The organism is Vibrio sp. GJ43-1 (assembly GCF_055808835.1).
On record NZ_CM147885.1, the window covers coordinates 210,392 to 222,439 of the forward strand.

A 12,048-nucleotide genomic window follows, 5' to 3' on the forward strand; every position below is an offset into this window, starting at 1 on the left:
ACTTCGTATATCACTGGCTCATATCATTTACGACCTTGCGTGGTATTGTCATTTGAGCCACATCATCATCCATGGTTTCATACGTATTCCTCCAACCCACTCGGCTTGATTGCAAACGAGTAGAAATCCCTATACTTTCTGCCTATTTGTCACGGCATCTTCATTAACTGTGACATCGTACTGATTCAATACAATGCTTATGCGGTACAAACAACATACTGGCAAACGTTCTATGTGATAACTAGGCGTTTTAGATGATAACGAAAAGGAGCCAACGCAGTGTCCATCAAAACCCTAAGTTCAAAAGTCGTCTATCAAAACTCGTGGATGACGGTCAGAGAAGATCAAATTGAAAGAGAAAGTGGCACAAAAGGGATTTACGGTGTGGTAGAAAAGCCAGATTGCGCGGTAATCATCGCGGTAGATGATGGTCAGATACACTTAGTACAGCAATACCGCTACTCCGTTGGATCCCGATACTGGGAACTTCCACAAGGCTCTTGGGAGTCGAGCCCTAAGGTTGATCCATTAACACTTGCAAAAGGTGAACTCCAAGAAGAAACAGGATTAATCGCTGGCAACATGGTGGCGGTCGGGCAACAGCTCATCGCCTACGGTTTTCTAAAACAGACTTGTCATATCTATCTCGCGACGGAATTAACCCAAACACAACGTAAACTTGATATCGAAGAAGAAGATTTAATCACACAATCATTTTCCATCGAAGAGTTTGAGGCAATGATTATCGCTGGTGACATTCAAGACATCGTCACAACTGGCGCTTGGGGGCTGGCAAAGCTTAAAGGGCTCATCGTTTCATAAGCTCAATGAATTCTTCACTTTGCAAGTTACGCGCTATAGATCCATTAACTCCAGCGCACAATATGAAACAAGAGACATTTAATGGGATGTAGATCGCGTAACTTAATTGTTTCCTGCGTGTCAATATTTTATGAACGACACTAGTGTTTATCATTGATAGTTAAACACCTTTTCGTTTCTAACTAGGATAAGTAAAAACATGGATCAGTTGACACTACAAGAACACCTAGTCATCACATTAAAATTACTAGACAAGTACCAACAATATATTTGCCGCACTGAAGACGCTTATGATTTAGAAGTGACGGTAAGAAAACTCGCCGACCAATTAATGAGTTTGCAATTATTAGACTCTATAAAAGGGTCCAATGACGACGTATCGTTTTGCATTCAATTATTAAACAAGGTCGATGAACGCACGAAAGAATCCTTAGAATTAGGGTTTGAACTCGAAGGTGCCGCACAGATTGTTCACTACTCGAATATGGCTTACAACGCGATATCAAAGGTCACATTAGGTGATCTGAGTCTCAGTTAACCATCCGATTCCCTTATACTTGATCGAGCCAACTACCCGACCAACATGACAGCTCGGCTGCAGCCCATTTTAAACTATTGATTTTATTCAATTAATAGAAACCGCTCACTAAATGTTCTGCATTACTCTCATTGACGTAAGTCATAAAATTCAAAAAAACTCCGTGTTAGCTTACGCCATATATTCATCATGACGAATAGCAAGGAGCATTCAAATGAGCAGTACTATTATCCTCCCATCTACAAACTTGTTAGGTAACGGGTGTTTAACACAAGCCATCGATATTATTGAGCAGCAAGGATTTAAGAAAACATTGATCGTCACTGACGCAGTGCTAAACAAAATCGGCGTTGTGGCTCAAATTACCGACCTATTGGCAGCGCGTGATATCTCATTTGCAGTCTATGATGGCACTCAACCAAACCCGACTATCGACAATGTTGAGCAAGGTTTAAGCCACTTAGTCGATAACGACTGTGACCTCATTATTTCTGTCGGCGGTGGTTCTCCTCACGACTGTGCAAAAGGCATTGCATTAGTGGCGACCAACGGCGGTAAAATTCAGGATTACGAAGGCATCAACCAAGCGACTCAAGCGCCATTTCCACTTATCTCAATCAATACGACCGCTGGCACAGCCTCTGAAATGACGATGTTCAGCGTGATCACTGACGAAGCCCGCCAAATCAAAATGGCGATTGTCGATCAAAAAGTCACACCGCTTATCTCAGTCAATGATCCGCAATTGATGCTTGCGATGCCGAAATCTCTGACCGCGGCCACTGGTATGGACGCACTGACTCACGCCATTGAAGCGTATGTTTCTACCGCTGCAAACCCCATCACTAACACCGTCGCATTAAAAGCGATAGAAATGATCCACACCAATTTACCGCTGTGCATCGAAAATGGTGACAACCTAGCAGCTCGTGAACAAATGGCTTACGCACAATTTATGGCGGGTATGGCATTCAATAATGCGTTGTTAGGTTATGTCCATGCGATGGCACACCAACTTGGCGCAACATACCACTTGCCGCACGGCGTTTGTAATGCGGTATTACTGCCGCACGTGCAGCGCTTTAACTATACCGCTTGCCCAGAAAAATTCCGTGATATTGCTGTCGCGATGGGAAGAGACGTATCAGGAATGGCTGTGGAAGAAGCCGCACTCTGTGCTATAGATGCAATGGCTGATTTAGCGACTACCGTCGGTATCCCTGCCAATTTAACGGAAATTGGCGTTAAAGCATCCGATATTTCCGCGTTGGCAGAAAGTGCACTGACCGATGTTTGCTGTATGACGAATCCAAAACAAGCGTCAAAAGAAGAAATCATGGCGATATTCGAAACGGCAATGTAACACTTACTCCAAACCCAGAGATGCATTCTCTAATGCGGAATCATCTTTAGGTTAATTAAGATTTACAATGTAAAATCCAGATATAGCGAACACTGAGAGCATTCTCACCTACGAAGAAAATAAGGGTCGTAACTGTGTTATCCCCTTATTTTCTTACTCTATTCGCACTTACCACAACCTTTCTTCCTTGGCTGAAAGTCCATCAAATTACCATTAACATCAAAAGATAGCTGACAACATTGCTCCAGAGTATGGCGTAAATCACGGCGTCCTTTTTGAATGCGCGACTTCAACGTTGAATAGCTAATGCCCATTTCTTGCGCCAATTGTTTCTGAGATTGTCCATTTAAATCCACGGCGGTAAGCAATACGGCAGAAGCCTCTGGCAATGAGTCGACCAACGGCTGCATACACTGAGCCAGTTGCGCTTTGGCATCTTCTTCATCTTGTTCAAACCAAAGCGAATTATCCTCTAATACTGCACTTCGCCCTTTGCGACGATATAAGTCAATCACCGCTCGATTCGCAATCTGAAATAGCCATGCCTTAACGCTGCTCGGACTTTCAAGCTTTTCCAAATTTTGATAGGTTTTAATCATTACTTCTTGCAACACATCGTCTACATCATCGGAATTCGATAACTTAGTCCACAAGAAGCGTTTCAGGCTAGCTTGATACTCGGCCCATATTTTTTCAATCATAGTTTCGCTTCAGTCATTGTTTCTTTCCAATCATGGTTTCTTCCCAAGAATAGTTTCTTCCCAATAATAGTTTCTTTCCAAGAATCGTGCAGTTCAGTCTCTGACTTGCAAAATGACAGAGGGCTTAACCACGATATCATGGTTAAACCCTCTGTATTAAAACGTCTGAAAATTAAGTATAAATCAAGTTAGCGTATAAACATCACGCCACTGCCAGATGTTATCTCACTCACGAAACCCACTATCGCTTGGCTTTCACCATGCCGTGAGAGCGAGCCCGACGCACACCATCTATAGCCAGTATCATTAACGCCGCCATCACCAATAGATAAGTAGGCAAATCTGCCGTTGCCACTCGCTCACCCAATAGCAACCCTACGACAAAAACTAATACTAGGTTCAACATAGCCCAGCAGGCCAAATAGCGACATAGATAATGACTGCGAGGCGAAGAGGAACAGCAGCATTGGCACGGAGCCTGTAATCGCCAAACCAATGTAATAGCCCATCACAGATAGGTCTAAGTTACGAATAACATCCAACGGTTGCAAATAGAACACGGCACTAAGTGCAAATGGCAACAAAAATACATTGTCTAAAGTAAAACCCACATCACTTTGAATGTTGAGTGAACGACGGTGAACAAAGTAAACGGGATAGCCTAAAGCAATCAACAGGACAATCCAGGATAAACCATCTGCCATCATATAGGCGTACGCTACACCAACCGCTGCAACAATACAGGCTACGGTTTGCAGAGGAGACAGTTGATCTCCATAAACAAACCGCCCCACTAATACCAATACCAGCGGAAGAGAAAAGTATCCCAGCGCAACAGAAAGTGTCTCACCGTACAAAGGAGCCCATACAAATATCCAATATTGAGGACCTACCAGCAAGGCTGAGAACAGATATCGATGCCAACGGTGAGTTTGACGAAACGCGCGCCAAAAAAGGAGAAAGCGCCCACTAATACTGAGCACAATCATCATGAAGAGTGCACTCCATATTACCCTTTGACTGGCAATCCAATGCCCTTCTCCCCCCTCCACAGACCAGTGACTAAACTCCGGCTGAAACTGAACATAGATTGGCATCAGTGCAAACAAGCACGAGGCAATGATAGAAGCAACAACGCCCTTTGTTGATTCGGATGAGCTTAAAAAACGGGTTAACATGGCGATTCTTACTATAAGATGTCAATAATCTCGGACATTATCGTATTTCATACTGCTTGGACATGCCTTTGTCGACATTTTTATATTTTTTTTGAATTAATTTCTCTGGATAAAAACGCGATAACTTTAGCCTTGGCGCTTTCGCCACGAGATAGACCGAAGCAGAGGCTAGAGCAAAGCCTAACATACCAAATTGGTCAAAAGATTCGCCAAATAATAGCCATGCTTGGACAGCGGCAACCGGAGGAACTAAATAGAATACTGAGGCAACTTTAGAAGACTCGCCATGCTTTACCATATAAAGCAGTAATAACACCGCGACACCCGATAACACGACCACCAGCCACAGCATGGTCAATGAAAACGCCCACGTCCAATTCACGTCTCGAGTCTCAGTCATCACCGCCACGGGAATAAATAACAGCGCAGCAGCAATATATTGCGTCATCGCTCCACCAATCATATCGACGCCCTGACAAAATCGCTTTTGATAAAGCGTCCCAAAAGTAATGCCCAACAACGCCGCAAAGACAAAAATAAAGGCGGCAAGCTTGTCACTCCCCTCTTGCCAGTGGATGTTACCCACCAATACGCACCCAATGCCGATAAAACCAATAACTAAACCCAACCACTGAGAAGGCTTTAAAACCTGCTTAGCAAAACTGGTCACAATCATGGCCGTCAACAAAGGCTGAATGCCAACTAATAGCGCACTCAACCCTGCTGGCATCCCATATTTAATGGCTTCATAGGTACCACCTAAATAGAAACCATGAATTAGCATACCAACGACACAAGAATGCAGTAGCGCTTTTCCTGTAGGTATCGAGCGTCTGAGCAAGATGATAAGCACTGAAAACAACACGACGTTACCCAACATACGGATGGTTAATAACGTTGCTGGTTCGGCATACACCAACCCAATTTTTGCGCCCACAAAACCCGATGCCCAAAGTACAACAAAAATAAAAGGAATAGCTTGTTTTAACATGATTTTGCCTAGTCATCCGCTCCATGATGGTGCTAAATTAACAGGGTACAAAATTGACAGTAAGATACAGTTTACTTTTATTTTATGGGTACAGATTAGCGCCGCACAACTCAGAGAGTCCGCGGCCATGTTTTCGCCGCTATGTTAAGGAATGATGATGCCTGCGACTCAAGCCAAAGCCGTCTCTCGCTATAAAGCGGTGGAGGACTATATCGAAAAACTCATACAAAGCGGCGGTTTAAATGTGGGCGATAAGCTTCCGTCACTTCGTGCCACCAGCACTAGATTAGGAGTCGCGAAAAACACCGTCATTCGGGCATACCAAGAGTTAGAAGCCGTTGGTAAAATAACTGCCCGTGACCGTTCGGGATTTGTCGTACACCGCTCATTTTTAAACAGCTCGGCGCCGCTTTCTATTTCAATACCGGTTGAAACAATCCCCACTACGGTCGACTTACTATCAATGACCAAGCAAATCCTTGGTCAATCTCGAGACACATTATTAATGCCAGCAGGTTCAGCTCACCCAAACACGGAAGGCCCCGCAATTAGTAGCCTGTACGCAGAAATTGGTCGCCACAGCCGGGCGCAATCCCATATCCCTAGTCACTATCAACTCCCCCCAGGAAACGAAAAGCTACTCAAGCAAATAGCAAAACTATCCATTGACCAAGGTATTGATCTTCAGGGGGAGTCAGTGTTTGTCACTAACGGTTCGCAACAAGCCATCAGCCAAGCATTACGAGCAGTGACCAAATGTGGAGATACCGTCGCAGTCGAATCACCTTGCTATTTTGGTATCTTATTAATGCTTGAATCACTAGGTCTTAAAGCATTGGAAATCCCAAGTTCACCGGAATTGGGTCTGCATGTTCCTTCGTTGCAATCCGCTCTTGCGCAATGGCCTGTGGCGGCTATCGTCGTGACACCAAACTATACCAATCCAACAGGCGCATTAATGCCGCTAGAGGCTCGTCGACAATTACTCGAAAATAGCGGCAATATTCCTATTATTGAAGACGATGTCTTCGGCGCGCTAGGCAACAATGCTGCTATTCCATCGCTCAAGCAACTCGATACACAAAAGCGAGTGATTTACTGCACCTCACTCTCTAAAACCTTGGACTCTCGCCTTAGGGTCGGCTGGCTTATCGCTGGTCAGTACCGCCATCATATAGAGCGCTCACTCATCAGTGACAACATGGGCAGTCAAAACCTTATTCAATCCGCTGTAGGGGAATTTCTCGCCACTGGAAAATATAAGCAACATGTTCGCCGTATGACACGCCACTACCAAAATAATCTGACGCATTTTATCGCCTTGCTCCGCCAGCACTTAGACAGCCACTTTCTCGATCAGTACACGCTCACGAGTCCCGCAGGTTCCTTTCTATGCTGGTTGACTCTTCCCACTCATTACGACAGTCAGCGAATCTATGAACAATGCTTAACAAAAGGGGTATCGGTACTGCCCGGAACATTATTTGGAAGTAAAGGACAATACTCGCACTGTCTACGTTTTAATGTCGCCAATTTTCATGATAATCAAGCGTGGAGAAGCGGTATTCATCGCTTTGTGGCCATTCTTGAGCAACAGCGAACTCAGAATACAGTCTGAATAATATCGTGACCATGGGCAAGAAAGTCACCATGACAGCGTAGTAAAAAGACGACAAAGTACGATTTGAATGCAACGAATAAATATCAAGTCAGAAACTATTCGTTATGATAATACCCGATACTTGAAGTTGGCGAATAATGAGTGATAATACACGCCACGCTGACTTTAGGATTAAAAGTTACTGTTTATAATAACATTAAATGCAAGGAGCACTTTTCGCCTCACAATTAAGAACATACTTCCTATGAACAAAACCCATACATCATCAATCACCTCTCTGCTCGCTACCGCACTTTTTCCGCTCCTTATGTACACGCAGGTCTAATGGATTCATTCATTGATCCCGACGATGGACGCATAGATGGTAGTCAGTTCATCCTAGATAACGCCGTAGGGTTCTTACCAATCCCACTCACCGTCACCGATCCAGCCGTTGGTTTTGGCGGCGGTGCAGCATTGCTCTTTTTTCATGAATCAGAAGAGCGTAAAGCGAAGCGTCTCAGCTTATGAACATGTGGGTGATATTCCTGCTAGTGTATCGGGTGTTATGGCCTTAGGAACCAGCAATGGCAGTAACATGGTTGGGGGCTTTCATTCTGGAAACTGGCTTAATGATCGCGTGAGGTACTTAGGCGGAATATTTAGTGCAACTTTCAACCTAAAGTTCTATCCCATCCCGGAACTAGGAGCAACGGATCTAAGCCTCAAGGGGAGCTACTTTTTTCAAGATTTAGATGTACGTTTAGGCGACAGTAACTTCTTTGTAGGGGGGCTTACAGCTATATGTCATCTGAGTCGACTATTGCTGGGCAAAAAGATCTAAACATAGACTCTCAAGATGGGCGATTAGGGTGGCGAGTCTCCTACGACAGTCGAAATAATCAGTTTGCTCCGCGTGAAGGCACCAAAGCACAATTTCAAGTTGATCACCATCGAAAAGCGTTTGGTGGGCAATTCAATTATCAGAAATATCATGCCTACGTTCATAATTATCGACGTTTGTCAGAAGAGTGGGGGCTAGGTTTACGCGCTGATGCCAAATCCATCTCAGATAATGTCGACTTTCCTGCGTCTATCTACGCCAAGCCGTTTGTGGAAATGCGAGGCATCGCAGCCATGCGCTACCAAGCAGACAACACCGCGCTTGGTGAAGTGGAACTAAGCTATGATATTGATGACCGTTGGACGGTGCTGGCATTTGCCGGGGCAGGGGCGGCATTCGATCACGATCAGAGTCTCGCTCAAACCAAGTTACACTATATCCGTGGTGGTGGCTTCCGTTACTTGTTAGCCAGGCAGTTAGGGTTAAGAATGGGTGTGGATGTCGCGAAGGGTCCAGAAGAATGGACGACTTATATTCAATTCGGCGGGGCATGGTAGCCAACAGAATTAACTAAGCCTATGTTATAGGCTTAGTTATCTCTAACACTGGGCTGGTGCGCTGCACATCATACGGCTTTAGGCTTTAGGCTTTGTCATCCAATACACTGAGGTAATCACCAGAACCATACCTAAAGCATGGAAAGCCGTAAAAGCCTCTCCTAATATGGTCACGGCTGCGATAGCGGTAATGACAGGACCAATGTTCGCAGTTAGACTAAACTCTGTTGCTGTTAATCTTGCCATCGCAGCTGCCATCAAATATGACGGAATAACTGTACATAACACCCCAAGCACGATACCAAGTGACACAAGTTCAACGCTCCATTGCATGATTTCAGTTTCCGACCATTGCAAATGCAACAAAATAGCCAGACCTACACTGCCCATACCTATACTGGTAAACGCGGTACTCCCTAACTGCGTAATAACGGGTTTACTTAACACTAAGTAACAGGCAAAGATCAACGCCGAACTCACCGCCAATGCACTCCCTCGCCAAACATCACTGCCTAATGAAGACACATCATGTACCACAATAAGTGTAATGCCGGTATACCCAATCACCACAGCTTTTAACACGTTAGCACTGGGTTTCTTCTTTAAGAAAACCCATGAAATAAGCACCACAAAACTTGGAAATAGAAACAATAATAAGCGCTCCAATTGAGCTGAAATATAACTTAGTGCCTCAATATCCAAATAGCTGGCACAGTAATATCCGAGAATACCCAGTGCTGCCGCCATCAAACCGTGATTTTTGACTTTTGTTCGTTGCTGTTTATCACGACATAGCATCACCAACACGACCAAATAGAAAGGCAACGAACTAAATGCACGAAGCGACATTATCGCCGTTGTGTCACCGCCATACTGATAGGCAATTTTTATCAAAATAGGTTTGATTGAAAATAATGCTGCGCCGAGCAAAGCTAGCAGTATTCCCGTTAACAGATTTTTTGAAAGCAACGAATCGCGAGTCGCGTCAGCCATGCAGACTCCCGCGCCTAGCTTAGACACTTCGTCATTTTCTGTATTGCTAACGTTTACTTGGCGAATGTCTGAGTTGCTCTCATTCGCTATGTCGTGGTTGGTCATTCTCATCTCCCTTATGTTTTGGGGCTACGAGAAATTGAGAAGGGCTAACCTAACTACGTCACTCGTAGCCAGGCACAACGTTACCTACCGGACTACAGGTATAAGCAGCAGAAGCCAGAGGTAAGTCATTGTGTGTGTCATTCGATTCTCCATAAATCAACACTGACTACACTACGGACAAATCAGTGATTATGCAACCTCATCAATAACATACTAAAAATGACATTATTCCTAGAGATGATCGGATTGATTCACTATCAACCCTATCCCCGAACAACCTTTTATCGGTCTACCTTCCTTATGATCTACCTACGTTATTATCTATCTACGTTATTATCTATCTACGTTATTATCTATCAGCCCGCGAAGATAATTACATAGCCATTGGATAGAATGGTCATTAATACTGGCTTTGTTCCAAACCAGACTATAACCCAGGCGGCCATAATCAAACGGCGCAGGTTTTGCCACCAGCCCTTTTGCTTGCATTGCAACATCGGCCCACTTTTTGGAGCAAGTAAACAGTAAATCAGACTGATGACACAAAATCGCCGCCGAACCAAAATCTGGTAGCATCACTTTTACATCGCGCGCACGATGGGTTTGACGTAACGTTTGTTCGAAATAAGGACGATTTAACTCAGAATCCGTGATACCGACATGCTGACTGTCTAGGTAGGCTTCAATAGTGAGTTCTTGATTGGCTAGCGGATGCGTTGGCGACATCAAACAGACAAACTCATCTTCTAAAATAGGCTCCCAAATCAGATCCTTCATATTGGTGGGTGACTGGCTCACATCATGAGGCAAAATAATAAAGTCGACCTGTCCGCTCATTAGCGCATCAAACCCATACTTTGCCTTAGTCAGAATATTAAGCTTGCCGTTTGGGATACAGTCATTGGTCAAATGAGCTAATGGTTTCGCGAATAATTCAAAGGTACTTTCACGCATCGACAAAGAAAACCGCCCTTCAAATCGATTAGGAATAAAGTTAGTTTGGTTCAATAACCCGTTCATACTCGCTAGCATTGAGTGCACTAATGGTGCAATTTTTAATGCGTAGCGCGTGGGAGTAAGTTGTGTTCCATCGCGGTAAAACAGCTCATCTCGTAAAATTTCCCGCAGTTGAGCGATCGTCTTACTGACACTTGAGGGTGTCACGGATAAAATTTCTGCTGATTTCGTGACACTATTGGTATCCAACATCACATGCAAAGCGGTTAAGTGTTTAAAGCTGACACGAGACAGTCCGTCAAAGTCCATTATCTATTCCATTAGATTTATCGTTAATTGATCACAAAGGCGCTTGAGTTCAATGGCATCCTTTGTAGAGAGTTTTGCTTTACACGCAATTGCCGATGGTACAGCCTCAGCTTTCTCTTTTAACGCCCAACCTAAGCATCGGTTAAAGAGATCAGTCTTGCACGTTCATCCATTTCACAACGCCGACGTAGCACAAGGCCTTTTTGCTCTAATCGTTTCAACAATGGGGTCAAGGTGCCAGAATCAATATTCAAATCCTGACTAATATTTTTGACATTCATTGGCGACTTTTTCCACAGCACTAACATCGACATATATTGTAAATACGTCAAGTCTAACGCATCCAAAATAGGACGGTATGCGCGTATTAACGTGTTGCTTGCCCTATACAATGCAAAGCAAACCTGCTTATCCAGATCTAAGTTATCGGGGCTATTTACATCCATCATTATGAACCATAAAAAATTAAGTTGTGCACAATATACTTGCAAATGTCATAAACAATCAATATAGTTTGCACACAACTTAATTGATCACAATTAAAATACACTACCATAATGAAAGGAATTGACGATGAGCGCTCTATATACAACTTCTGCAACAGCACTAGCTGGCCGAAATGGACAAGTTAAAACCGATGACGGCATGCTCGATCTTGCACTGTCCTATCCAAAACAACTTGGTGGAACAGGCAATGCAACCAATCCTGAACAACTGTTTGCTGCGGGATATTCCGCTTGCTTTTCTAATGCCATACTGCATGTCGCACAACAGCAAAAAATCCCGCTGAAACAAGCACCGACAACGGCAGTCGTGGCGCTAAAAGCGAGCGAAAATGGTGGGTTTGTTTTGGACGTAGCGTTAGATGTAACACTTGAATTAGACATCTCTGCAGCCGTTGAACTTGTCAAGGTTGCTCACCAGGTTTGTCCGTATTCAAATGCCTTGCGTGGTAATGTTGACGTTAAAGTCACGGCTAATGGCCAAGCTCTATAATCGTTTACAGATAACATTCGTCATCGCGTATAAAAAAGAGCGCACTCAATCTTTGTTGGTGCACTCTTTTTTTGCAAATGTGAGGCGGGACAAC

General features: G+C 44.1%; 12 protein-coding genes and 1 pseudogene. 7 read left to right on the forward strand and 6 right to left on the reverse strand.

Annotation, left to right across the window (positions count from 1 at the left end):
- The first annotated feature begins 327 nt into the window (after positions 1-327).
- From AC0L66_RS18220 to AC0L66_RS18230, 3 genes are all read left to right on the forward strand, one after another.
- A complete protein-coding gene (locus tag AC0L66_RS18220) occupies positions 328-822 on the forward strand; it encodes an NUDIX domain-containing protein (protein WP_473570911.1) in 495 nt (164 codons plus the stop codon).
- Positions 823-1,021: 199 nt separating this feature from the next.
- Positions 1,022-1,360 carry a hypothetical protein gene (locus AC0L66_RS18225; protein WP_265675497.1) on the forward strand — a complete coding sequence of 113 codons (339 nt, stop codon included), beginning with the start codon at positions 1,022-1,024 and terminating at the stop codon, positions 1,358-1,360.
- 214 nt (positions 1,361-1,574) lie between these two features.
- On the forward strand, positions 1,575-2,723 hold the full coding sequence (locus AC0L66_RS18230) for an iron-containing alcohol dehydrogenase (RefSeq protein ID WP_265675496.1): 1,149 nt from the start codon (positions 1,575-1,577) through the stop codon (positions 2,721-2,723).
- A 158-nt stretch (positions 2,724-2,881) separates the two neighbouring features.
- Here AC0L66_RS18230 and sigZ read toward each other — a convergent pair whose 3' ends face one another.
- From sigZ to AC0L66_RS18245, 3 genes are all read right to left on the reverse strand, one after another.
- Entirely contained in the window at positions 2,882-3,424 is a 543-nt protein-coding gene (gene sigZ, locus AC0L66_RS18235; protein ID WP_265675495.1) for an RNA polymerase sigma factor SigZ, read from the reverse strand.
- 359 nt (positions 3,425-3,783) lie between these two features.
- Entirely contained in the window at positions 3,784-4,602 is an 819-nt protein-coding gene (gene rarD / locus AC0L66_RS18240; protein ID WP_473570261.1) for an EamA family transporter RarD, read from the reverse strand.
- A gap of 37 nt (positions 4,603-4,639) precedes the next feature.
- The gene (locus AC0L66_RS18245; protein ID WP_265675493.1) at positions 4,640-5,593 is read right to left on the reverse strand and encodes a DMT family transporter; all 954 of its coding nucleotides are present in this window, start codon (positions 5,591-5,593) and stop codon (positions 4,640-4,642) included.
- A 151-nt stretch (positions 5,594-5,744) separates the two neighbouring features.
- Here AC0L66_RS18245 and AC0L66_RS18250 point away from each other — a divergent pair, with 151 nt between their 5' ends.
- The 3 genes from AC0L66_RS18250 (at position 5,745) to AC0L66_RS18260 (ending at position 8,594) form a co-directional block, all read left to right on the forward strand.
- Positions 5,745-7,211 (forward strand): aminotransferase-like domain-containing protein, encoded by a 1,467-nt coding sequence (locus tag AC0L66_RS18250; protein WP_473570263.1) that lies wholly within the window; start codon positions 5,745-5,747, stop codon positions 7,209-7,211.
- A gap of 327 nt (positions 7,212-7,538) precedes the next feature.
- Positions 7,539-7,724, forward strand: coding sequence for a hypothetical protein (locus AC0L66_RS18255; protein WP_473570265.1), 186 nt, complete (start codon positions 7,539-7,541; stop codon positions 7,722-7,724).
- Between the two features lie 273 nt (positions 7,725-7,997).
- Positions 7,998-8,594, forward strand: coding sequence for a BamA/TamA family outer membrane protein (locus AC0L66_RS18260; RefSeq protein WP_473570266.1), 597 nt, complete (start codon positions 7,998-8,000; stop codon positions 8,592-8,594).
- A 78-nt stretch (positions 8,595-8,672) separates the two neighbouring features.
- Here the strand turns inward: AC0L66_RS18260 and AC0L66_RS18265 are convergent, their stop codons facing one another.
- The 3 genes and pseudogenes from AC0L66_RS18265 to AC0L66_RS18275 all read right to left on the reverse strand — a co-directional run bounded on the left by AC0L66_RS18265 (position 8,673) and on the right by AC0L66_RS18275 (position 11,407).
- Positions 8,673-9,587 (reverse strand): DMT family transporter, encoded by a 915-nt coding sequence (locus AC0L66_RS18265; protein WP_473570912.1) that lies wholly within the window; start codon positions 9,585-9,587, stop codon positions 8,673-8,675.
- A 438-nt stretch (positions 9,588-10,025) separates the two neighbouring features.
- On the reverse strand, positions 10,026-10,958 hold the full coding sequence (locus AC0L66_RS18270) for a LysR family transcriptional regulator (RefSeq protein WP_473570268.1): 933 nt from the start codon (positions 10,956-10,958) through the stop codon (positions 10,026-10,028).
- A gap of 3 nt (positions 10,959-10,961) precedes the next feature.
- Positions 10,962-11,407 (reverse strand): annotated as a pseudogene (locus AC0L66_RS18275) (MarR family winged helix-turn-helix transcriptional regulator).
- Positions 11,408-11,531: 124 nt separating this feature from the next.
- On the opposite strand from AC0L66_RS18275, the gene ohr reads away from it, so the two are divergent.
- A complete protein-coding gene (ohr, locus tag AC0L66_RS18280) occupies positions 11,532-11,954 on the forward strand; it encodes an organic hydroperoxide reductase Ohr (protein ID WP_473570270.1) in 423 nt (140 codons plus the stop codon).
- Positions 11,955-12,048 lie beyond the last annotated feature (94 nt).

Coding starts and splice junctions, on each gene's coding strand:
- AC0L66_RS18220 (WP_473570911.1), top strand. CDS start 328: ATGACGGTCAGAGAAGATCAAATTGAAAGAGAAAGTGGCACAAAAGGG.
- AC0L66_RS18225 (WP_265675497.1), top strand. CDS start 1,022: ATGGATCAGTTGACACTACAAGAACACCTAGTCATCACATTAAAATTA.
- AC0L66_RS18230 (WP_265675496.1), top strand. CDS start 1,575: ATGAGCAGTACTATTATCCTCCCATCTACAAACTTGTTAGGTAACGGG.
- sigZ (WP_265675495.1), bottom strand. CDS start 3,424: ATGATTGAAAAAATATGGGCCGAGTATCAAGCTAGCCTGAAACGCTTC.
- rarD (WP_473570261.1), bottom strand. CDS start 4,602: ATGTTAACCCGTTTTTTAAGCTCATCCGAATCAACAAAGGGCGTTGTT.
- AC0L66_RS18245 (WP_265675493.1), bottom strand. CDS start 5,593: ATGTTAAAACAAGCTATTCCTTTTATTTTTGTTGTACTTTGGGCATCG.
- AC0L66_RS18250 (WP_473570263.1), top strand. CDS start 5,745: ATGATGATGCCTGCGACTCAAGCCAAAGCCGTCTCTCGCTATAAAGCG.
- AC0L66_RS18255 (WP_473570265.1), top strand. CDS start 7,539: ATGGATTCATTCATTGATCCCGACGATGGACGCATAGATGGTAGTCAG.
- AC0L66_RS18260 (WP_473570266.1), top strand. CDS start 7,998: ATGTCATCTGAGTCGACTATTGCTGGGCAAAAAGATCTAAACATAGAC.
- AC0L66_RS18265 (WP_473570912.1), bottom strand. CDS start 9,587: ATGGCTGACGCGACTCGCGATTCGTTGCTTTCAAAAAATCTGTTAACG.
- AC0L66_RS18270 (WP_473570268.1), bottom strand. CDS start 10,958: ATGGACTTTGACGGACTGTCTCGTGTCAGCTTTAAACACTTAACCGCT.
- ohr (WP_473570270.1), top strand. CDS start 11,532: ATGAGCGCTCTATATACAACTTCTGCAACAGCACTAGCTGGCCGAAAT.